The organism is Acinetobacter sp. YH01010 (assembly GCF_013420775.1).
GTDB lineage: Bacteria > Pseudomonadota > Gammaproteobacteria > Pseudomonadales > Moraxellaceae > Acinetobacter > Acinetobacter amyesii.
Window position 1 is genome coordinate 192,991 of record NZ_VOYF01000004.1, and the last position, 22,573, is coordinate 215,563.

24 protein-coding genes and 1 pseudogene are annotated in these 22,573 nt (G+C 41.4%); 17 read left to right on the forward strand and 8 right to left on the reverse strand.

What is annotated here, in order from left to right; translation table 11 throughout:
• Positions 1-27: 27 nt before the first annotated feature.
• Positions 28-597, reverse strand: a complete 570-nt coding sequence (locus FTT77_RS05440; protein WP_180050144.1) for a hypothetical protein — start codon at positions 595-597, stop codon at positions 28-30.
• Positions 598-874: 277 nt separating this feature from the next.
• On the opposite strand from FTT77_RS05440, the gene FTT77_RS05445 reads away from it, so the two are divergent.
• Positions 875-1,516, forward strand: a complete 642-nt coding sequence (locus tag FTT77_RS05445) for a 4'-phosphopantetheinyl transferase superfamily protein (RefSeq protein ID WP_180007220.1) — start codon at positions 875-877, stop codon at positions 1,514-1,516.
• Positions 1,517-1,602: 86 nt separating this feature from the next.
• Here the strand turns inward: FTT77_RS05445 and FTT77_RS05450 are convergent, their stop codons facing one another.
• A complete protein-coding gene (locus tag FTT77_RS05450; RefSeq protein WP_180007221.1) occupies positions 1,603-2,022 on the reverse strand; it encodes a hypothetical protein in 420 nt (139 codons plus the stop codon).
• Between the two features lie 165 nt (positions 2,023-2,187).
• A complete protein-coding gene (locus FTT77_RS05455; protein ID WP_180108995.1) occupies positions 2,188-2,964 on the reverse strand; it encodes an SDR family oxidoreductase in 777 nt (258 codons plus the stop codon).
• Positions 2,965-3,068: 104 nt separating this feature from the next.
• On the opposite strand from FTT77_RS05455, the gene mazG reads away from it, so the two are divergent.
• The 9 genes from mazG to yjgA all read left to right on the forward strand — a co-directional run bounded on the left by mazG (position 3,069) and on the right by yjgA (position 9,742).
• Positions 3,069-3,863 (forward strand): nucleoside triphosphate pyrophosphohydrolase, encoded by a 795-nt coding sequence (mazG, locus tag FTT77_RS05460; protein WP_180059691.1) that lies wholly within the window; start codon positions 3,069-3,071, stop codon positions 3,861-3,863.
• Positions 3,841-4,272, forward strand: a complete 432-nt coding sequence (locus FTT77_RS05465) for a ComEA family DNA-binding protein (RefSeq protein WP_180108994.1) — start codon at positions 3,841-3,843, stop codon at positions 4,270-4,272. Before mazG ends, FTT77_RS05465 begins: the two co-directional genes overlap by 23 nt.
• 134 nt (positions 4,273-4,406) lie before the next feature.
• Positions 4,407-5,876, forward strand: a complete 1,470-nt coding sequence (gene pcnB, locus FTT77_RS05470) for a polynucleotide adenylyltransferase PcnB (protein ID WP_180059693.1) — start codon at positions 4,407-4,409, stop codon at positions 5,874-5,876.
• On the forward strand, positions 5,873-6,358 hold the full coding sequence (gene folK, locus FTT77_RS05475) for a 2-amino-4-hydroxy-6-hydroxymethyldihydropteridine diphosphokinase (RefSeq protein ID WP_180005386.1): 486 nt from the start codon (positions 5,873-5,875) through the stop codon (positions 6,356-6,358). Before pcnB ends, folK begins: the two co-directional genes overlap by 4 nt.
• A gap of 46 nt (positions 6,359-6,404) precedes the next feature.
• A complete protein-coding gene (panB, locus tag FTT77_RS05480; RefSeq protein WP_180108993.1) occupies positions 6,405-7,214 on the forward strand; it encodes a 3-methyl-2-oxobutanoate hydroxymethyltransferase in 810 nt (269 codons plus the stop codon).
• 3 nt (positions 7,215-7,217) lie between these two features.
• Positions 7,218-8,066, forward strand: a complete 849-nt coding sequence (gene panC / locus FTT77_RS05485) for a pantoate--beta-alanine ligase (protein ID WP_078192648.1) — start codon at positions 7,218-7,220, stop codon at positions 8,064-8,066.
• Between the two features lie 22 nt (positions 8,067-8,088).
• Positions 8,089-8,940 (forward strand): RNase adapter RapZ, encoded by an 852-nt coding sequence (gene rapZ / locus FTT77_RS05490; RefSeq protein ID WP_078189595.1) that lies wholly within the window; start codon positions 8,089-8,091, stop codon positions 8,938-8,940.
• Positions 8,937-9,206: an HPr family phosphocarrier protein gene (locus FTT77_RS05495; protein WP_067763492.1), complete on the forward strand. Its 270-nt coding sequence runs from the start codon at positions 8,937-8,939 to the stop codon at positions 9,204-9,206. The genes rapZ and FTT77_RS05495 overlap by 4 nt, the downstream gene beginning before the upstream one ends.
• A gap of 2 nt (positions 9,207-9,208) precedes the next feature.
• A complete protein-coding gene (gene yjgA, locus FTT77_RS05500) occupies positions 9,209-9,742 on the forward strand; it encodes a ribosome biogenesis factor YjgA (RefSeq protein WP_078189593.1) in 534 nt (177 codons plus the stop codon).
• A 175-nt stretch (positions 9,743-9,917) separates the two neighbouring features.
• Here yjgA and FTT77_RS05505 read toward each other — a convergent pair whose 3' ends face one another.
• Positions 9,918-11,558: an acyl-CoA synthetase gene (locus tag FTT77_RS05505; protein WP_180050163.1), complete on the reverse strand. Its 1,641-nt coding sequence runs from the start codon at positions 11,556-11,558 to the stop codon at positions 9,918-9,920.
• A gap of 535 nt (positions 11,559-12,093) precedes the next feature.
• Here FTT77_RS05505 and FTT77_RS05510 point away from each other — a divergent pair.
• Both FTT77_RS05510 and FTT77_RS05515 read left to right on the forward strand, forming a co-directional pair.
• A complete protein-coding gene (locus FTT77_RS05510; protein WP_180109055.1) occupies positions 12,094-13,374 on the forward strand; it encodes a D-arabinono-1,4-lactone oxidase in 1,281 nt (426 codons plus the stop codon).
• A 57-nt stretch (positions 13,375-13,431) separates the two neighbouring features.
• Positions 13,432-14,583, forward strand: coding sequence for an alanine racemase (locus tag FTT77_RS05515; RefSeq protein WP_180062964.1), 1,152 nt, complete (start codon positions 13,432-13,434; stop codon positions 14,581-14,583).
• A 63-nt stretch (positions 14,584-14,646) separates the two neighbouring features.
• Here FTT77_RS05515 and FTT77_RS17580 read toward each other — a convergent pair.
• Positions 14,647-16,184: pseudogene (locus FTT77_RS17580) on the reverse strand (glutamate synthase-related protein).
• Positions 16,185-16,585: 401 nt separating this feature from the next.
• Here FTT77_RS17580 and thrS point away from each other — a divergent pair.
• On the forward strand, positions 16,586-18,508 hold the full coding sequence (gene thrS, locus FTT77_RS05525) for a threonine--tRNA ligase (RefSeq protein WP_078189589.1): 1,923 nt from the start codon (positions 16,586-16,588) through the stop codon (positions 18,506-18,508).
• Positions 18,509-18,513: 5 nt separating this feature from the next.
• Entirely contained in the window at positions 18,514-19,062 is a 549-nt protein-coding gene (infC, locus tag FTT77_RS05530; RefSeq protein WP_078189588.1) for a translation initiation factor IF-3, read from the forward strand.
• A 59-nt stretch (positions 19,063-19,121) separates the two neighbouring features.
• Here infC and FTT77_RS05535 read toward each other — a convergent pair whose 3' ends face one another.
• On the reverse strand, positions 19,122-19,517 hold the full coding sequence (locus tag FTT77_RS05535; RefSeq protein ID WP_180108992.1) for a hypothetical protein: 396 nt from the start codon (positions 19,515-19,517) through the stop codon (positions 19,122-19,124).
• Positions 19,518-19,788: 271 nt separating this feature from the next.
• On the opposite strand from FTT77_RS05535, the gene FTT77_RS05540 reads away from it, so the two are divergent.
• Positions 19,789-20,406: a glutathione S-transferase N-terminal domain-containing protein gene (locus tag FTT77_RS05540; RefSeq protein WP_168378472.1), complete on the forward strand. Its 618-nt coding sequence runs from the start codon at positions 19,789-19,791 to the stop codon at positions 20,404-20,406.
• A gap of 30 nt (positions 20,407-20,436) precedes the next feature.
• On the opposite strand, the gene FTT77_RS05545 is transcribed toward FTT77_RS05540, so the two are convergent.
• The gene (locus FTT77_RS05545; protein WP_257224703.1) at positions 20,437-20,850 is read right to left on the reverse strand and encodes an energy transducer TonB; all 414 of its coding nucleotides are present in this window, start codon (positions 20,848-20,850) and stop codon (positions 20,437-20,439) included.
• Positions 20,851-21,029: 179 nt separating this feature from the next.
• Here FTT77_RS05545 and FTT77_RS05550 point away from each other — a divergent pair, with 179 nt between their 5' ends.
• Complete coding sequence (locus tag FTT77_RS05550; RefSeq protein ID WP_078189584.1) at positions 21,030-21,314, forward strand: hypothetical protein; 285 nt, start codon at positions 21,030-21,032, stop codon at positions 21,312-21,314.
• Between the two features lie 12 nt (positions 21,315-21,326).
• Complete coding sequence (locus FTT77_RS05555; protein ID WP_180108990.1) at positions 21,327-21,755, forward strand: YqaA family protein; 429 nt, start codon at positions 21,327-21,329, stop codon at positions 21,753-21,755.
• Positions 21,756-21,810: 55 nt separating this feature from the next.
• Here the strand turns inward: FTT77_RS05555 and FTT77_RS05560 are convergent, their stop codons facing one another.
• Positions 21,811-22,545 (reverse strand): energy transducer TonB, encoded by a 735-nt coding sequence (locus tag FTT77_RS05560; RefSeq protein ID WP_180108989.1) that lies wholly within the window; start codon positions 22,543-22,545, stop codon positions 21,811-21,813.
• Between the last annotated feature and the right edge of the window lie 28 nt (positions 22,546-22,573).

Sequence of the window (22,573 nt, forward strand, 5' to 3'; positions counted from 1 at the left end):
CTTTATTTATCTAAAAAGATGTAGAAATTAGTTTTTGCACTTTTTAGCTTGGCGGTAAATATCAATATTATCCAGGTTGGCTTGAGCAACTTCCATGGATTGCTGTGCGCTGCTGCTATCCTGTTGTGTATTTTTATTGCCAGAAAAAGCTGTAGCAAATTGTCCCATACGCGCCGCTGTTTCAGATTGACCTGAAAATGCGGATAGCGCGTTGCCAGCAAGACCTGCCCATTTTGAAACTTGATTATTTTGCTGTGCAGACGCTTGGCTTAATGCCAGTTGCGATGCTTCTAAAGTACGTTCAAAGGTTTTACGCTCAACGCTCAGGTCAGTGCAATCTAAGGTTTTTAAATAACTGGTACTATAAACACTATTGTTGGTTTGGCTAGCTTGATTGAAATTTGAGGCATAGCCACGGTCTGCTTGAGCTACGGCATAGGCAGCTTCTTGACGGCTTTGATTCATACGTGCTTCAGCTTGGTCCATGATCGCGCCATTTTTGGCACCCATCACTGCAACGGCCGCATCCAATAAACCTGCTTGAGCGAAACATGGTAGGACACAAAGTGAACTGATTAAGGTGATTTTTCTTAGCATCTGGTTTACCCCGAGTTTTAAATTAAAGTTATAAGAATCTAGAGTATTTTATCTAATTGAAGATGTATTTGAAATATTTATTATACTTAAGTATTTGAATATATTTATAATATTAAGTATTTCTTAAGTGGTTAGAAATATTTTTAAACTGAGTTTTAAAATCTCGACGAGTCAAAGGACCGATGCGCTCATCTGTAATGTGGTGTATTTTGTGTCGGAGTGTCGCATAAAATATAGCGTCATGGACGTAGTGTAAAAGATATTGGATCAACAACTTATGGCGAAAATTCAGCTTGAATATAGTGCAATTACTGACTTCTTTGTGGAGCCGCATGGCTTGAGTCGTCAAGAGGTAATTGCCGTGCGTAAACAAGCCATTTACCAATATCGCAATCAATTACTTGCGCAGCGGCTAAATAGGTCAGTTGAAAATTCAGATTTTTCAAAGTCTGCATTTGGTAAGCCTTTTCTTCCTGATTTTCCACACTTTCATTTTAATCATAGTCATAGCCAGCAGCATTATGTTTTGGCCAGCAGTGAAAAAATCGCCAATATTGGTGTGGATATTGAGGATTTAAATCGAAAAGTTCGTTTTGATGCGATGGCTCAACACAGCTTTCATCCCGAAGAATTGCTCAATTGGGACAGTTGTGAGCATGATCCTGATTTTTGGTTTAAAGTTTGGACCACCAAAGAGGCGGTACTTAAAGCGTCAGGTTTAGGGATTCGAGTGAACCTGAATGAACTGAATACACAGTGTCATCCTGAGCAGAATGGTGGGATGTGTAGCCATCCCGCAATTGGCACTTTTGCTTATCAGAATATTCAACTGCCGCATGTCATGTTGACGGTGGCATGGCAAAGTGAACAATCTTGCCGAGGCTTTCATTTGCCTAATATTGAGTTGAATGTCTTATAAATCGGTATGAAATAAAATCATCATGAAAAAAGCCCTGTTCTGGCTGAACAGGGCTTTTTTTTAAATTAATCTAAACTGGCTTTAGATTAGATTTTGCATTTTTTAGAACCTTGGTAGATACCAATATTGTCGATGTTTGCTTGAGCAGCAGATTTGTTTGCTTGTTGAAGTTCAAGGTTGCCTGCTTCTGAAGTATCTTGCTCACCAGCCAAGCTGTTTGCAATGTTGCCTGCACGAGCAGCTTTTTCAGAGTTACCACCGAAAGCAGCAAGAGCGCCACCCGCTAAACCAGCAAATTTGCTCAATGATTTGCCTGGCGCTTGAGCAGATGCTTGGATGTTTGCAATGTTTTTGTCAGCAGCTTCTAAAGAGCGCTTAGCATTCGCTTTTTCAACAGCAAGAGTTGCACAATCCATCGCTTTTAATTCTGAAGATGCGAATTGAGTTGTAGCAAAAGCAGAAATTGAAATAGAAGTAACAGTTGCAAGAACAAGTAATTTTTTCATGAAATAATTCACTTTTATTGTTAGAAAATAAACGCCCGAAAGTAATGGGCGGGTGAATATTATTCAAAAAAAGGAATTTTGTCCTGTTAAAATGTGACAATTGTGTAACTTTGTGTAATTTGCGTACAAATATGATTGCAAAATTAAATGATTAGTAACACGTTACTATTTGTGTTTTTGTGCAATCCAAATATTACTTAAGCGGTTGACAAATTGCGGGCTAAACTTCGATAAATTAAACAAAAATTTAGCTTTCATCCCCACAGGTGTATGTGTGGCCATTAAGACCGTATCCTTTTTTTGTACCAAGGCATAAATTTGCTGAGCGACATCGCTCGGTTGAAGATTGATGCCCATTTTCTTAATGCTTTGGGCATCCATGTCTTGCACCATCGCGGTTTGAACAAATAAAGGCATCACATCTAAAACGCGAATATTGTATTTTTGCCATTCAATATCCAAGCTTTCAGTGAACCCACGTACAGCAAATTTAGATGTGGCATAACTGGCTAAATCAGCTTGTCCATAAATTGCTGAAGCTGAAGAGAGGTTAATCACACGAGCAAAATTGCTTTGTTGTAAATAGGGGAATGCCGCATAGCAACCGTTTATCACCCCTTTGACATTGATATCAATTGTTCGGTGGTGTGCAGACAGTTCCGTATGTTCAAAGCTGCCTGAATGCAGAATTCCGGCATTATTGACTAAGATATTCAGCTGACCTGCCCATGCAACAAATTCAGCTAAAGCGCTTTGCCATTGCTCTGGTTGTGTTACATCTAAATGTCCAGCTTTGGCATGGCTACCGAGTTCGGCAGCTAAGGAGGTAACTTGAGATTGGTTAATGTCGTAGAGCCCAACTTTATATCCTTGTTGTATGAACAGTCGCGCAATTGCTGCGCCAATCCCTTGTCCTGCACCGCTAATAAAAATACTTTGCATGTTATGCTTCCCTGAATTGAGTTGCTCATTCCTTGAGTGAATTTTGAGCATATCAAATTCTGTAATCGAAACAATGTACTGATGAGTAAATAGCTGGAGTTCACATGGAACAATTATTAGCAGTGATGAAAGAATTACGTGAAAAATGTCCATGGGATCAAAAGCAAACCCCAGAAAGTTTGACTCGTTATGCCATCGAAGAAGCCTATGAAGTTGAAGCGGCAGTTCGTTCAGGTCAGAGTGATGATGTACGAGATGAACTGGGGGATTTATTACTACAAGTGGTTTTTCAGTCGCAGATGTATAGCGAACAAGGCGCATTTGATTTTCAAGATGTGGTGCAAGCCATTACAGATAAATTAATTCGCCGTCATCCCCATGTGTTTCAGGCAGAGCAATTCTCAGCACTCAATGCGGATGATGTGGCAACACTATGGAAACAGATTAAACAACAAGAAAAAGCAGGGAAATCAGTATCTAGATTAGATGAAGTTAAACATGCTCCTGCATTAAGCCAAGCAGATGAAATCCAAAAAAATGTGGCGAAAATTGGCTTTGATTTTCCAGATATTGAAGGGGCTTATGGCAAGCTTGAGGAAGAGCTGGGGGAATTAAAAGAGGCTTTGGCAGGCAAAAAATCCGACGAAATATTTGATGAATTTGGTGATTGCTTATTTTCTCTGGTGAATGTTGGACGTAAGATTGGCATCTCAAGTGAGATGGCACTTTTAAGTACCATTCATAAATTTAGAAGCCGCTTTGCTTATATTGAAGCACAAGCCACATTACAACAAAAACATGTAGAAGACCTGTCTCTGACTGAAATGGATCAGTTGTGGGAACAGGCAAAACAACAATTAAAACAACAGGCTAAATATGTACCGCATCCTAAAGAATAAATACTTTACGCAACTACTTGTCTTGGTTTTGGGTTTAATGGCAGATTTGACTTATGCTCAAAGCCCTTCGGGCTACGCGGAATGGAAAGCCATGCAGCAAGCTCAAGATCAGCAATTAAAAAAGCAATCTGAGGCCTCGAAGTCCAAAGCGACAACTGCACCGAGCAATACCAACTATTATTTGTCACGACCCAGCACTCAGCAAAATAGCCGATCAGATCAGGTACGCTTAAATACAGCCTCAGTCGATGAACTGCAAACATTACATGGGATTGGTCAGAAAAAAGCAGAAGCCATTGTGCAATATCGTAAAAGTAATGGCTTATTTAAAAGCATTGATGATATTCAACAGGTTAAGGGAATCGGTCCTGCGCTGTTTGCTAAAAATAAAGCAAAATTGGCACTTTAAGTGAAGTGTAAAAAAAAGAATTAGGTTAAGCTCAGCTTGAGCATCGAGATAATCAAATTGCCCTTTGATTGTGTTAGAGATATCATTAGCGACATCTTAAGAATTTTACGTTCAGACGTAGGAGACAGCGTCTTTTGCAAACTTTGCGCGCGTCCAAATGTGGTTTATCAACCACACAATTACCTTCTTCCATTTTAGATGTGATTGATGCCTTAACTAAGGCAGGCTATGAAGCTTATATCGTGGGTGGCGGTGTCCGTGACCTAATGTTGGGTCATGCACCTAAAGATTTTGATGCCGTAACTAATGCGACACCAGCTCAGGTGAAAGAAGTCTTCGGGCGACGTTGCCGAATTATTGGTCGTCGTTTTGAGCTGGCGCATGTCTACTCAGGACGTGAACTGATCGAAGTTGCGACCTTCCGTGCGCCGCCTAAAAAAGCCGTGACTTCTGCTGCGGGCATGATTTTACGTGATAATAATTGGGGTACGATTGAGCAAGACTTTGCACGTCGTGACTTCTCGATCAATGCAATGTATTACCAACCACGCAAAGGTGAAGTGCTAGATTTTTGTCATGCAGTAGATGACATTAAGCATAAAACGTTGCGTTTATTGGGTGATCCACAATTACGTTTTGAAGAAGATCCTGTGCGGATGCTTCGGACTTTACGTTTTGCAGCCAAATTAAACTTTAATATTGATCAAAAAATTCTGGATGTCTTTACTCCAGAACTTACTCAATTGCTGCGTGATGTGTCTCCACATCGTTTATACGACGAGTCACAAAAACTCTTTACTATGGGGCATCTCAATCGCGTCTTACCGATGCTGATCGATTTTGGTATTTGGTATCAATTATTTGCAGATATCAAACCAGTCGTAACCCCATTTATTGAGTTGGCTGCAAAAAATACCGATCAACGTATTTCGATTGGGAAAACCATTAACCCTGCATTTTTCTATGCCGTGTTATTGTGGATTCCGTTCCAAGAGCGTTGTACGTTCTATCTAAATAAAGGTGTTGTTCCTGCTGAAGCACGTGCTCAAGCAGGCTTAGATGTATTGAAACGTCAGGCTACACGAACCATTATTCCACGCTTTGCCGAAACATTTATTCGTGAAGTTTGGGAAATGCAAACCCGTTTGCTGAATCCAAAACCACAGCAAATTGAAGCACTTTCAGGTCATGCACGTTTCCGTGCAGGCTTTGACTTTCTGCTGCTGCGTGAAAAATCGGGCGATATAAGCACGCAAGGTATGGGCCAGTGGTGGGATGCTTATCAGCAGATGAGCACTGACGAAAAAGAACTGGCAATTAGCCAATACAATCGTCAACGTGCCAAGAGTCGTCGTAAAGCGGCGCATGAAGATGTGGAAGCCAAAACTTCTGCACATCAGCAAGTTGAAATTGAACCGCTGGTGAATGAACCAGAAAGCAGAAGTCGCCGTCAACGTAAGCCTAAATCACATGCCAACAGTCCAGCGACAGTGTCAATCGTGGCAGCGTCAGCCAGTGGTGAAATTGGTGCAGATCATCCGATTTTAAAACGTAAACGTGTGAAACGAGATTTGACTCAGGTTATTTTTGGGCCAACACAATGACGCTGACATATATTGGTTTAGGCAGTAATTTAGGTGATTCTCTACAGATCCTCAGTGAAGCGGTGCATAAACTTGCGACACTCGGTACAGTGAAAGTCTCACAACTGTACCAAAGTCCGCCAATGGGTCCACAAGATCAGCCGAATTATTTAAATGCAGCGGTTGCATTAGAAACGGATCTAGCACCTTTGGCCTTGTTGGATGAATTGCAACGCTTTGAACAAGAGTCGGGGCGTGTACGCCTACGTCATTGGGGGGAGCGTACACTGGATTTAGATTTACTGATTTATGGTGAACAGCACATTCAAAATGAACGTTTGACGGTGCCTCATGTTGGTGTTTTAGAACGTGATTTTGTGTTGAAACCTTTGTTGGATTTAGATGAGAATCTACAGATTAAAGGACAACCATTAAAAGATTTACCTATTTTGAATAATCCAAATTTAACTGTATTGGATGCAGGAAACTGGGCCCATCTTTAATTTTTGTATGACCACTTGAGAAAGCCGTCATCTGAGGAATATTGAAATGATTAGTCTAAGTGACTTGAAAAAATTTAAAGCGGAAGGCCGCAAATTCTCCTGCCTGACTTGCTATGATGCGAGCATGGCAAAAGCAATGGAAGTTGCTGAAGTCGATAGTATTCTGATTGGTGATTCATTGGGGATGACCATTCAAGGGAATGACTCAACTTTACCTGTCACTGTTGAAGATATGGTATATCACACTGCAGCAGTGCGTCGTGGCAATAAACATGCGTTTATTTTGACTGATTTGCCATTTATGACCTATGCCACTTTGAATGACGCTTTGGTGAATTCAAAGACTGTGATGCAAGCAGGCGCACAGATGGTCAAATTGGAAGGTGGCGCATGGTTGTCAGAAACAGTTGAAGTATTGACCCGTAATGGTATTCCAGTGTGTGTGCATTTAGGGTTAACTCCGCAATCGGTTCATGTGTTTGGCGGTTATAAAGTGCAAGCACGTACACGCGAAACTGCGGATCAACTCATTGCAGATTGTAAAGCTGTGGTTGATGCAGGTGCAGCACTTTTACTTTTGGAATGTGTTCCTGCCCAAGTGGGTAAAGAAATTAGTGAATTATTCCCAAATACACCTGTGATTGGGATCGGTGCCGGTGCAGAAACGGATGCTCAAGTCTTGGTTCAACAAGATATGCTGGGACTGACGTTTAGTCACGTGGCGAAATTTGTTCGCAACTTTATGAAAGAGCAAGCAGGGGAAACGGCAATTGTGGATGCGTTTAAGGCGTATCATGCTGCCGTACTAGATGGTAGCTTCCCTGCCAAAGAACATACATTCCAAATTGAGCTGTAAGACATGAAAACTGAAACAACGATTCAAGGTTTAAGTGCATCGCTAAATCCAGCACGTGCTGCGCGTAAAATCATTGGTTTTGTACCAACGATGGGGAACTTGCATGAAGGTCACCTCAATTTAGTTCGTGAAGCACGTAAACTGTGTGATGTCGTGGTGGTGAGTATTTTCGTTAACCCAATTCAGTTTGGTCCAAATGAAGACTTTGACAACTATCCACGCACTTTGGAACAAGATCAGCACTTATTGGCTGAAGTGGGTTGTGACATCGTGTTTGCGCCGACTGTTGAACAAATGTATGGCAACAAACCGCGCTTAACCAATATTAGCGTGGGCGGCATTACCAATGATTTGTGTGGCGAACAGCGTCCGGGTCATTTTGACGGTGTTGCTGTTGTTGTGACAAAACTCTTTAATATTGTTCAACCGAATTTTGCATTCTTTGGGCAAAAAGATTACCAGCAACTTGCAGTGATTCGTCAGTTTGTACGTGACTTAAATATTCCACTAGAAGTGATTGGTGTGCCGATTACTCGTGCCGAAGATGGTTTAGCATTGAGCTCACGTAATGGTTATTTAAGTGCGGAAAATCGTGCGATTGCACCAACGATTTACCAAAGCTTGAAAACGGCTGAGGCAGAATTACATGCTGGAACTCAACTGGCAGATGTGTTAGCGAATATTAAAGCAACATTGACAGCAGCGGGTTTTGTTGTGGACTATGTTGAAGCACGTACACCTGAATTACAGAAAATTGAAGAATTTGATCAAGACGTGGTGTTGTTTATTGCGGCTAAATTAGGCGCAACACGTCTTATTGATAATATGCAGGTTAAATATACTGCAGTTTAAAACGGCTATGGGGTAGCAAGCGATGAAGCGCATTTTAATTGTTACAGGACAATCTGGATCTGGAAAGTCATCTGCATTACAGATACTTGAGGATTTGGGCTATTACTGTATCGATAATTTGCCATTGGCCTTACTCCCCGAAATTGTTGAAAAACTCGATTCAGAAAATAATCTTGAACAATTGGCACTGGGTGTGGATGTCCGCAGTACACGTGCAGATTTACAAGAGTTCGATTTGGTTTTTCAACAGCTACAACGCCATGGCTCAGTCGATATTATTTATTTGACCACGCGTGATCAGGAATTGATTGCGCGATTCAGTTCATCTCGACGTCCCCATCCGTTGGCAAGTCGTTTCAAAAGTTTAAATGAGTGCATACAGGAAGAAAAATCTTTACTGTTGCCGATTCAATTACGCTCGACAGTACATATTGATACTACTGATAAGAGCGTACATGATTTAAAACATACCTTGCTGTCTAAACTCGGACAGGCAGATAATTTAATTTTGATCTTACAGTCTTTTGGCTATAAGCATGGTATTCCACTCGATGCAGATTATGTTTTTGACGTCCGTCATTTGCCCAATCCACACTGGGATATGGAATTGCGTAAGTATTCAGGATTAGATGAGCCAGTTCGTCAGTTTTTACAACAAAGTGAACAAACCAATGAAATGTTCCAAGATATTTATAATTTTTTGGATAAATGGCTGCCGGCATTTGCCGAAGGGCATCGTCATTACATGACGGTGTCGATCGGGTGTACAGGTGGGCAACACCGTTCGGTATATATCGTAGATAGACTAAAAAAAGCACTTGAGGCAAAATGGTCTATTCAGGTTCTACATAGAGAAATGAAGCACTGGTCATGATCGACACAACTGTTGACGTAATTAATAAACTGGGTTTACATGCGCGTGCATCTGGCAAGCTAATCGAAGTCACGACCAAATTTCGCTCGTCGATTCAAATTGGTAAGGGTGGAAAATTAGTAGATGCCAAAAATATTATGTCTTTGCTGATGCTTGGCGCAGGCAAGGGCACAACTTTACGCTTAGTGATTGAAGGTGCAGATGAAGAAAAAGCTTTGTCTGAAATTCAAGCACTGTTTGCAGCAAAATTTTACGAGGCAGATTAAACGTGGCACGTCGACCGAACCGCTATACCGAAGAAGACTTTGAATCCTTAGAAGGACGTGCAAGTAAAACTGAGCAAAAGAAAGCTGTACAACGTATGGCTGCTTTGGGCGAGGAACTTGCAAAACTGAATCCTAAACAGATTAAAAATCTTCCTGTAGAAGAGCGTCTGATCGAAGCACTACTTGATGCACAAACCATTACTTCACATGAAGCGCGACGCCGTCAGTTTCAACGTGTAGGTAAATTACTGCGTAATGAAGATGAAACCATGATTTTATCTTACTTAACCCCGCAGCAAGGTGCGAAAAAAACAGCGCAGCTTCAACGCTGGACTGAACGTATGATTGCCCAAGGTGATCCCGTCATTAAAGAGTTCATGAAAGCACATAATGCTGCTGAACATCATCCTATTCGTCAGCATATTTTGCGTATTCAACGTGATATAGCAAAAAATGTAAGCGAAGAAGAACTGACTGCGTCAAAGTTGAAATTGTTTAACTACATTCAACAAGTGGCTTTATTATCTGATAACTAATGCATGATTAGATAACCAGGTACTTAGATAGCTCAATGATCAGAGAATTCAACATGATCTGATCATTGAAGCAAAACGTGAAGTTATAGACTTCACATCAAAAAAGCGACCTGATTAGGTCGCTTTTTTTGCTTAAATGATTGAAAAAATCATGCTTGGCTTTTGAGTTTTAATATTAACCAAATTCACCAACAGCGCGCTCTTTAGCCCATTCACGGAGAACGAACTTCTGAAGTTTACCTGTCGAGGTTTTTGGAATTTCGGTAATCACTACATCTTTAGGTACTTTGAAACGTGCAAGGTGCTGCTTACAGAATTCGATCAGTTCTTCAGGCGTTGCTTCTTTACCTGCTTTTAATTCAATAAAGGCACAAGGCACTTCTTGCCAACGAGGGTCAGGTTTTGCAACCACTGCAGCGGTCAGTACAGCAGGGTGTTGATATAGAATTTCTTCTACTTCGAGCGATGAAATGTTTTCACCCCCTGAAATGATCACATCTTTAGAGCGGTCAGTAATTTTGGCATAACCGTCAGGTTGGCAGACTGCTAAGTCGCCGGTATGGAACCAGCCACCGGCAAAGGCTTCAGCCGTTGCTTCTGGGTTTTTCAAATAGCCTTTCATTACGATGTTGCCACGGAACATGATTTCACCCATGGTCTGGCCATCATGCGGAACAGGTAACATGGTTTCAGGATCAATGACTTTCATGCCATCTTGAAGCGGGTATGGCACACCTTGGCGAGAATGCAACTGTGCTTGTTCTTGAATGGAAAGATCAGACCAACCAGCTTGCGATGCGCAAAGTGCTGATGGACCATAGGTTTCAGTCAAACCGTAAACATGTGTGACATTGATACCAATATTACGCATCCCTTCAATAATCGCAGCAGGTGGCGCTGCACCAGCAACCATCACTTCAACGCGATGGTCAAATTGTGCTTTTTTCTCTTCAGGCGTATTGATCATCATTGAAAGTACGATTGGCGCACCGCAGAAATAATCTACTTTGTGTTCTGCAATCAATTTGAAAATCAGTTCAGGGTCGATTTTACGTAGACAAATATTGGTTCCGCCATTGGCTGCCATTGTCCAAGCAAAGCACCAGCCATTACAGTGGAATAGAGGAAGCGTCCACAGATACGTTGCACGTGGCGTCATGCCGCAAGCAATGATGTTACTCGCTGCATTGATATATGCGCCGCGGTGATGATACACCACGCCTTTTGGATTCCCTGTGGTACCCGAGGTATAGCTTAAACTAATGGCATCCCATTCATCTTGAGGTAAGTGCCATTCAAAGTTGGCATCACCTTGCGCCAACCAGTCTTCAAATTCGATTTGTCCAATCGGTTGTGCTGTACCTTCAAATTCAGCATCTGCCACATCAATGACATAAATGTCTTGATCGATTAAAGCTAAAGCTTCTGTGGCTACTTGAGTGAATTCAGGGTCAACCAGCAGGACTTTGGTTTCCGCATGTTCCAACATGAAGGCAATGGTTTTCGCATCAAGACGTGTATTTAGCGTATTCAGTACAGCACCGGCCATTGGTACGGCAAAGTGTGCTTCAACCATAGCAGGAACATTCGGTAATAACACAGACACAGTGTCGTTTTTGCCAATGCCTAATTGTTGCAACTGATGTGCAAATTGACGACAGCGGTTATACGTTTGGCGCCATGAAATATGACGATTGCCATGGATAATGGCATCCTGATCAGGATAAATATAAGCTGCACGCTCTAAATAACGTAGAGGCGAAAGTGCCACAAAATTTGCCGGGGTCCGTGGCAATTCATCGTATGCGCTAACCATCGTGGTACTCCAAGTCCATGTCTATTTGTTTTAAATCTAACTTAACAATAATTCAGTCCGTAGCTTCTCTGCATTTATGCTTTAGTCGAGTATTTACACTAAATTTTTAAGTTATTGAAATTGAATAAAATAAAAACAGTAAAGTGACGAAAATGAACCCTGTGGTTCTCAAAATTGATTTTTTAGCATAAATAATTTAGTTGAAAAATATACAGGGTTTGTTGGTTTTTTATACTAATTTGGCAGATATTTCCGTGTGTGATCTTCTTTGTTGATTCGGTTTGAATGATGCTTAACGAATAATGTAGAGCGCCTTGAATAGTCTTTGTGGGGGTATAAACGAATGATTTTTTCTTTAATTGATCGTGGCTTATTTACTGTTTTATAACAATAAACTTAAATTTGAGAAGATGCTTAACTTCGTATAATCTAAGTAAAAAATCAAGATGGCTTGCGCATTAACATTGCAAAAGCGGAAATCAAAAATAAAACAATACGGCTAAATACAATAAAAAGTATGGCGACAAGGATGAATATGACAATTCAACACGACATTGCATGGGAAAATTGGTCAGGTGCTCAGAAGTCGATCCCGAAGTCATTTATACAACCGCAAAATCTTGAGCAATTAATGGATATAGTGCAATCCCATCCCAAGATTCGTATGGTCGGTGCAGGGCATTCTTTTAGCCCTTTGGCAAAAACTACAGATACCTTAGTACGTTTAGATCATCTCAAAGGCATTCTAGATATCGATGCTGAACGCTGCCAAAGTACCGTCCAAGCTGGCACAAGATTATTTGATTTGGGGGAGAAGCTCGCGGCTTTTGATCAAGCACTGATGAATCAAGGAGATATTGATCGTCAAAGTTTGGCTGGAGCTATCGCAACAGGAACACATGGTACCGGACTCGAATTACCATGTTTATCGGCATTGGTTACGGGTTTTGAGTTATTAACCGCGCAGGGCGAATTAATACAATGCAGTGCTGAACAGAACAGCGAAATTTTCCAAGCAGGGCGTGTTTCACTCGGGAGTTTAGGCGTGCTGACGCATGTAAAGCTGCAAAACCGACCGATGTATAAACTCAAAGAACAAACGCGATTATGTCCGCTGAAAGATGTCTTGCAGAATATGCAGCAATGGCAATATGAACATCGACATATTGAGTTCTGGGCATTTAGTCATGCCGATCAGGTTATTTTAAAAACCTTAGATGAGACGGAAGATAACCTTCAACCTCGAAAAGAACAGTGGTTAGATGACGACGTATTACTCAAACTTTGTGCAGAATTGACGCGAATTTTTCCACCACTGAATCCATGGCTACAAAAATTATTAGGTGTTTTTGTCAAACCTTCGATCAACGTAGACTGGTCAAGTCGAATTTTTCCTTCTGCTCGAAGTACCAAATTTAATGAGATGGAATACCAGATTCCGCTGCAACACGGGATGAATTGTTTAGAAGAAATTTTGCATACCCTTCGACGACATAAGGTTCCGATGTTTTTCCCGCTAGAATATCGACTTGTACGTGGGGATGATATTTGGCTCAGTCCGTTTTATCAGCAAGATTCGGCCTCAATTTCGGTGCATCAGTTCTATAAGCAAGATTATCAAGTCATCTTTAAGCTCGTGGAGCCGATTTTTTTAAAATATGGCGGGCGTCCGCATTGGGGGAAATTGCATAGCCTAAATGCGCGGCAGCTTCAAAATGTGTACCCCAAGTGGCAAGATTTTTTGAATATTCGACAAGAATTAGATCCTCAGCAAAAGTGGCTCAGTCCAGAGCTACAGCAATTACTGATTGAATAAGCGTCGTGGAAGGTTAAACACTGAAGACCAATTGAACGATATGAAAAAGGGGATGGCATGGATGCATATTTTCAACAGTTGAATACGCTGTTAAAGCAAAACGGGACGGGGATGCCCCAGTTAATCGTGGATGTTGACGCATTAAATCACAACTTGGTGATCACTCAGCAGCAAATACCACATAGTCTGTATCCGCGCTTGGTAGTGAAATCCTTGGCGTGCATGGCATTGCTCCAACATTGTGCTACACAGCTTCAGACACAGCGTTTCATGCTATTTCATTTTGCACATCTGAAAACACTTTTCGAATCGATGCCGCAAGCCGATGTGTTGTTTGGGAAACCGATGCCGATTCAGGCCTTGCACCATGCAGACAAGGCATTTTTGCAGGCAACGCAATCGCAAGTGCAATGGCTGATTGATAGTGAACAGCGTTTAGCCCAATACCTCAAATTTGCTGAGCAGCATCAACTGTGTCTACGCATCAATATTGAAATCGATGTGGGGCTACACCGTGGAGGTCTGAAAACGATCGATGAGCTAAAGGCTGTTTTGGATGTAATCGTTCAACATCCCCAACATTTAAAATTTTCAGGATTAATGGGCTATGACGCACATGTGGCGAAGATTCCACGGCTGATCCAATCTGCTGAACAGACTTATCAACAGTCCCAGCAAAGTTATCAACAATTCAAAGCTTATGTAGAACAGCGCTACCCAACCTTTTGTGATGAACACACCTGTTGGAATGGTGGTGGTAGTCCTAGTTTTAATTTTCATTGTCAGCAAAGTGTCTGTAACGAAGTTTCATTTGGCTCGATGTTATTAAAACCCGTAGATTTTGAATTGAAAAAATTGCACGCTTTTCAAAGTGCCTTATGGATCGCCGCACCCGTGCTAAAAGTGTTGCCAAGGACAGAATTACCACAGTTAGAATGGCTCAGTCGTTGGGCAAAGTCTCAGGCTGTGTTTATTTATGGAGGTTATTGGCGTGGGGACTATGTTTATCCTCAAGGCAGTCAGCCCCATGCATTATATGGTCGCAGTAGTAATCAGGAACTTGTGCAAATTCCACAGACAAGCAGCATAGACGTAGATGATTATATTTTTTTACGTCCTGCACAAAGTGAAATGATCATCCCTCAATTTGCACAGCTTTGGTTGTACCAAGCCGCTCAATTCATGGCCTTTGAAACCTTCAGAGAATAAAAAAGAGCCCGTATGGACTCTTTTTAGGTTCAATGGTTTTGAAAAAAGCTCATGATTTGAAGCTTACTCAAATCCACTGTAGTGAATACCCGTGAGGTTCGACATTTCTTTTTTCCATGTGGTCAGGTCATCTTTGCAGAATTGATTCAGATGATGATGTCCGCAGGCACGAGCCATGACTTGCATCAGTTCAACAGATGCATTTAGAAAATTCGCCAGTTGTTGTGCCGATTTGTCTATTTCTAAACGACGACGTAAATGATCTTGTTGTGTGGCAATGCCGACAGAACAATCATTGGTCTGACAGGCACGCATAGCTAAACAGCCAATGGCTTGCATGGCAGAGTTTGAAATCGCGATGGCATCTGCACCTAAAGCGAGTGCCTTAATAAAGTCAGCGGGTACACGAAGTCCACCTGTGATCACTAAACTAATATCTGACCGTCCTAAACGGTCTAAATGACGACGTGCTTGTGCAAGCGCAGGAATGGTTGGTACTGAGATATTGTCACGGAACAAGGTTGGGGCTGCACCTGTACCACCGCCACGTCCATCTAAAATAATATAGTCCACACCAATGCTCAGTGCTGCGTCAATATCACGTTCAATATGCTGTGCAGAGAGTTTATAGCCGATCGGGATATCGCCGGTTTCTACTCGGACATATTCTGCAAATTCACGGTATTGTGATAGATGCGTCCAGTCGGGGAAGGTTGCAGGAGAAATAGCAGCGGTGCCTTCTGGTAATTTACGTACTTCTGCAATTTTTCCAATCACTTTATGGCCTGGAAGATGTCCTCCCGTACCTGTTTTTGCAGCTTGACCGCCTTTAAAATGAAAGGCCTGACACTTTTTGACTTTTTCGATGTCATAGCCAAACGACCAGACGCGAGTTCATAAAAATAACGGGAGTTAGCCGCTTGTTCCTCAGTAAGCATTCCGCCTTCACCTGAGCAAATGCCTGTACCTGCAAGTTCAGCACCTGTTGCAAGGGCAACTTTGGCTTCTTGAGATAGCGCACCAAAACTCATATCTGACACAAACACGGGAATGTTGAGTTTTAAAGGTTTTTTAGCATTTGGGCCAATCACCACTTCGGTTGCTACGGGTGCATTATCTAACAATGGAATTTTCCACAGTTGTGCGGTGATCAGTTGAATATCATCCCATTTCGGAAGTTGATTGAAAGGCACGCCCATTGCCGCTGTCGGGCCATGATGTCCAAATTTACTTAAGCCATTTCGTGCGAGTTCCAAGATCAATTTATTATATGGTTCTTCTGGCGCGGGCGCGGAGTCAGCATATAGGCCTTGGTATTGATCACGCTTATATTGTTGAGGATTTCTTTTTTCCCACGCTTGAATTTCTTCAAGATCGACATACACCTGATCGCCTTCCACCCACGCTTTAAACTTTTGCAGATTTTTATTCAGATAACGTGGGTTGATGCCAGTTTTATAAATATAGTGAGAGCCATGCAGCCCACAGACGATTTTATCTCCTTGAATATGGGCATCGGCCATGAGTGCGCCGCGATGCTGACAGCGACCATACATGACCACGACTTGTTCTACATCATCATCTTCGAGCCGTAAGACCACAAGATCGACATTGGCTGCAAGGGCATAAGCGGGTTTGGAGCGGTTTTAAACTAGACCAAGATATAAGTGAATGTGCTTGCATGATACCTGCCTACATAGAGAGTTCAGTGGGTATAGGTGTTCGAAATTCGGAATAATTTTATGAATTAGAACGTGATTATTATGTTGACAGCATAAAGCGCATTTCGGCTGAAATCTGTTTGAATTATCAGGAGTCTTGTAAAAGGCGGCAGAAAAATCAACTTCTATGGGATTAGAGGTTTATTAAAGTTGGCAGGGCGTGTAAAATTTAGGTCGAATTTTATTTATCCACCGTTTTTATCTTTTGAGGGTCTCCCTCGATCATAATCTCGCGGTGACATGCTCCATTGTACGGGGCATCACTCCTTAAGGATTTTTATATGCCAATTATCACTTTGCCTAATGGCGATCAAAAAGAATTTGATCATGCCGTGTCTGTGATGGAAGTTGCTCAAAGCATCGGTCCTGGTCTAGCAAAAAATACAGTTGCGGGTCGTGTAAACGATCGTTTAGTTGATGCATCTGATTTAATTACAGAAGATGCTAGCCTACAAATTATCACGCCTAAAGATGAAGATGGTATTCACATCATTCGTCACTCTTGTGCGCATTTGGTAGGTCATGCAGTTAAGCAATTGTTCCCAGAAGCAAAGATGGTCATTGGTCCTGTCATTGAAGAAGGTTTCTACTATGACATCTGGATGCCACGTCCGTTTACTTTAGATGACATGGCAGCAATCGAAGAGCGCATGAAAAAGCTCATCGACCAAGACTATGATGTCATCAAAAAAATGACTCCACGTGATGAAGTGATCAAAGAGTTCACTGCACGCGGCGAAGAATACAAACTGCGTCTGATAGAAGACATGCCTGAAGAAACTGAAATGGGCTTGTACTATCATCAAGACTACTTGGATATGTGTCGTGGTCCGCACGTTCCAAATACTAAATTCTTAAAATCGTTCAAGTTGACTAAAATCTCTGGTGCTTACTGGCGCGGTGATGCGAAAAACGAACAGCTACAACGTATTTACGGTACAGCTTGGGCGGACAAAAAACAGTTAGCTGCCTACATTAAACGTATTGAAGAAGCTGAAAAACGCGATCACCGTAAAATTGGTAAAGCGTTAGACTTGTTCCATATGCAAGAAGAAGCGCCGGGTATGGTGTTCTGGCATCCAAACGGCTGGACGATTTACCAAGTGCTTGAACAATACATGCGTAAAGTTCAACAAGCCAACGGTTACCAAGAAATCCGTACACCGCAAGTGGTTGATTTCACGCTTTGGGAAAAATCAGGTCACGCAGCAAACTATGCTGAAAACATGTTTACGACTCACTCAGAGAACCGTAACTATGCTGTAAAACCAATGAACTGCCCATGTCACGTGCAAGTCTTCAACCAAGGTTTGAAATCTTACCGTGATCTTCCAATTCGTTTGGCTGAGTTTGGTTCATGTCACCGTAACGAACCATCGGGTTCATTACACGGCATTATGCGTGTACGTGGCTTTACACAAGATGATGCGCATATCTTCTGTACTAAAGAACAAATCGGTACTGAAGTTGCAGACTTTATTAAACTGACATTAGACGTTTATAAAGACTTCGGCTTTGAAGAAGTACAAATGAAGTTGTCGACACGACCAGAAAAACGTGTGGGTGATGACAAACTTTGGGACATGGCAGAAAAATCTTTAGCAGACGCTTTAGATGCTGCTGGCTTAGAGTGGGAACTTCAACCGGGTGAAGGCGCATTCTACGGTCCGAAAATTGAATTCTCATTGAAAGACTGCTTAGGTCGTGTATGGCAGTGCGGTACAATTCAATGTGACTTTAACTTACCAGAACGTCTTGACGCATCTTATGTGACTGAAGATAACGACCGTGATCAGCCTGTAATGTTGCACCGTGCAATTCTTGGCAGTTTCGAGCGTTTTATTGGTATACTTATTGAACACTATGCTGGTTTCATGCCACCTTGGTTGTCTCCAATTCAAGCATGTGTGATGAACATTACCGATTCACAAGCTGAAGCATGTGAGTCAGTCGTCGCTAAACTTAAAGAAAGCGGTATCCGTGCGATTTCAGACTTGAGAAATGAGAAAATCGGCTTTAAGATTCGTGAACGTACTTTAGAGCGTATTCCTTACTTATTGGTTCTTGGGGACCGTGAAGTTGAGGAAGGTACTGTAAACGTCCGTACTCGCTCTGGAAAAAATTTGGGTACTATGTCAATTGATGCATTCGTTGACCTAGTAAAAGCAGCCGTAGCCGAACGCGGCCGGTACATTGTGGAGTAAAAGCGATTAAACAGCCTGACCGTAATCAACAGGGCGGAAAATCAAACCGTCCTGCCTTGAATGATGAAATTCGTGCAAAAGAAGTCCGTCTAGTAGACGAAAATGGCGAGCAAAAAGGGATTGTATCTCTTACTGACGCCTTGCGCGCTGCTGAAGCAGTAGATCTTGACCTTGTTGAGATCGTTGCCAATGCCGAGCCACCAGTCTGCAAAATCATGGACTTCAACAAGCATTTGTTTGATCTAAAACAAAAGCAAAAAGAAGCGAAGAAAAAACAGCATCAAGTACAGGTGAAAGAAATCAAACTCCGCCCTGGTACTGATGTTGGTGACTACAACGTTAAACTACGTGCGATTATCAAGTTCCTTGAAGAAGGCAACAAGGTAAAAATCACGCTTCGTTTCCGTGGTCGTGAAATGGCACACCAACAGCTTGGTCTTGCTCAATTACAAAAAATTGAAGCTGACGTTGCTGAAGTAGGTGTTGTTGAACAATCACCGAAAATGGAAGGTCGTCAAATGGGTATGCTACTTGGTCCTAAAAAGAAAAAGTAAGCATCTCTTGATGAAAAAAGCCCTGCGGATGCAGGGCTTTTTTATGTCTGAATTTTGAATTATTCAGCTAGTCGTTGCTGGCTTGCTTCAACAATAGGAATATTGGCTTCAGTTGGGACATAAATAATTTGTTGAATACGACCATCTCTTAGTGCCTCACCAAAGGCACCAATAAATTCTTGCTTTCGATATTCGGGATATTCTTTGGCGGCTTGTCCCACGAGTTTAATGGCTTGGGCGCGCAGTTTGGCACTTTCAAGTTCAGCTTTTGCCACTTGGACCTGAATCATTTTCGATTGTTCAGCTTCTGCTAGAGCAGCCTGACCGTCCATGCCTTGTTTCCAGACTTTATAATGTGGCCAAGCAAACATCAGGAGCAGCAGTACAACCAATAAAAAGAATAAAACCACAAAAATACCGAGGGGATTGAGTGTGTTTTGTCGCATATAGCTCATAATTGAACCTGTATAAGTTGATTTTTTATTTGAGATTATTGGATTTGTCTTGTTTGGAATATATTGGAAAAATCATTTCTTAGCATAAAATATGAGCTAAATTATAAATACTGTAAAGCCAAAATTTTAGAGAATACTAAATAAATAAAGTGCATAAATGTCGCTGAAAAATTCAGTTAGGCTTAAGGCTTTTGTATTAAATTCATGTTATAAAATGCAGATAAAATTGCATAACCTGAACTAAAAACGAGAATATTCATAGGAAAAATATATGATTGACCTCTACTATTGGGGCACACCCAATGGACATAAAATTACCATCGCTTTAGAAGAAATGGGTTTGGAATACCAAATTTTTCCGATTAATATCTTGGAAAATGATCAATTTCAGCCAGACTTTTTGAGAATTTCTCCGAACAATAAAATCCCTGCAATCGTGGATCAGAATGGCCCAAGAGGAGAGTCGATTTCAGTTTTTGAGTCTGGTGCGATTCTGCAATATCTTGGACGTAAAACAGGTTTGTTTTATCCAGAAGATGAGTTTGAGCGCGTTGAAGTTGAACAATGGTTGATGTGGCAAATGGGTGGTTTTGGGCCCATGTTAGGACAAAATCATCATTTTAGTCGTTTTGCACCTGAACGTATTCCGTATGCAACTGAACGTTATGTAAATGAGTCTAAACGCTTATATAAAGTTTTGAACCATCAGTTGATTGGTCAAAAATTTGTGGCTGGAGAGTATTCGATTGCAGATATGGCTATTCTGCCTTGGGCACTGCGTCATGAATGGCAGCAAATTCAGCTGGAAGATTATCCATACGTGAAAGACTATATCGATCGACTGACGGCCCGTCCAGCGGTACAAAAAGCCTTAGCAATACACGTTTAAAAAAAAGAGCATGGAAACATGCTCTTTTTTTTATGAAATGAATAGAAGCTTTTTCCACCAAGGTCTTTGGTTTTCTTTCAGTGTCTTGAGTGAAAAGGGCTGTACGGCAACAAAGGGGTAAGCGACACCATTTTTGATATAAGGTTTGAACTTGGCACGTAAAAGTGACTGTTCAACCCGCTTATCAATGTGCGTGAGTCCAGAGCTTTTGATTACTTCTGCTTTTTTTACTTCGCCAGTGGCTAAAACATATAATTTGAAACTGAGGTCACGATTTTGATTGCCAAGTTCGTCATTGTTGAAGTTGAAAATAGGTCGCTTTTTCCAAATAATTTGATCTTGTGTAATCACGTGTTGTTTGGCAATCTCAGAAGGAACTTGTGCATATAAAGCAGTCAAACTTTGTAAGAACACGATAAAACTTAGGCTGAGAATTTTTTTCATAAATTTTTTAAATTTTTCAATATTTGCGTGGCAGATTAGAAGTTTCATGCATAAAAGTAAAGTGCGGAAAGACTCACCTTAAGATTTTAGATAGGACGGAAGAAAATTCTAACGCTGTGTTAGAATGCGGCGCTGCCGAAAAGAACGCGTTGTTGACGGCTTAGTTGGACGATTTTGCGATGAAAGACTTTTTCTTAAATTTTACCCGTATTGTTGAAAATAACCCAAGAATCTATTGGAGTATTATTTTTGGTATTGCAGGCTGCTTAGTGCTATTTGTCGCGGAAATTGTGCATGTGCAAAATATTCTTGCAGATTTACATACCAAGGATCAAAACTTGATGCGGGCTGCGATTGAACCGATTTCTTCACAATATAAATGGTCGAGAATCGTTGTGATTATTGCCGCAGTGCTTTGGTCAAATTTTGAATATTTGAAGTCGAAGAAAAAATTAGGTCTTTAAGCATTTGTTTCGATGTGGTCATTTTTAGTTTTATTCTTCGCGGCATTTGGGGCTGCGACCTTACTTCCTTTACAGTCCGAGGCCGTATTGCTCGGCTTGTTGAGCTATGGTCAACATAATCCATGGCTGCTGATTGTGGTGGCCAGTATTGGTAATATTCTCGGTTCTTGTGTGAATTGGTGGCTCGGTTTAAAAGTAGAACATTATAAAAATAAAACATGGTTTCCCGTGTCAGAGTCGAAAATGCAGCAGGCACAGGGTATTTATCACAAATATGGCTATTGGTCTTTGCTACTGAGTTGGCTGCCGATTATTGGAGACCCAATTACTTTAATCGCGGGTTTAATGAAAGCAGACTTCTGGCGCTTTGTGTTCATGGTGACCGTGGCGAAAACAGGACGTTATCTCTGTATTTATCTTATATTTTTAGGTTTTTTCTGAGATAAAACAGGGCATTGAAACATTCAATCCCTGTTTGAAATGTTGCATCTATTATTTATTTACAGCCGTTCACTTTAAACTGAATTTCATCTTTAAAGTTCGACTTTTTGTAGACCCATAGGGTGCTCGCAGTACGTTTAACCGAGATCTGACTATTTCTCAATGCTTCAACGATTTTCTGATCAAGTGCATAAATGCCAGAGCCTTGCTTGATCTTGACCTTTTTTACTTGTCCGTGTTTATCCACTTTAAAGTTAAATTTGACTTTACGATCATGCTGTTTCAACTCATGACTAGTGAGATCTAATTTTGGTTGAGATACATATTGGAATGGCGTTTTCTTATCTGCACTTTGTGCATTCCAAACTTTTGAATCAAAGTTGAAATCACATTCAGGTGTATTGCCTTTAACTCTCAAATTAAACGCTTGATAGCCAATAATGGCTTTGGCTTCACCATTTTCTAAATGTGGTTTGACTTTAGCTTTTTTGACAGCAGAAATTAAGATTCGGTCGAGTTGATCGACACCTGTACTTTCTTCAACACTTGCATCGGTAATTGTACCTTTTGCATTCGCTGTGACACGAATAATGGCTGCGCGATCACGTTGCTTGAGGTCTTCATTGGCATATACTGGTTTTGGGAAAACCGACCAATTTAAACGCGTGGTTAAATGCGCAGGAGCAACTTCAATATTCTGTGCCGGAAGTTGATGGGTTTTGGTTGAAGCACTAAACGCTGTAGAAAATGGAGCGCAGGCCAAAAGGGTTAAGCACAGATATTGTTTCATAAGTCTATTCTAAGATCACAAAGTGAGT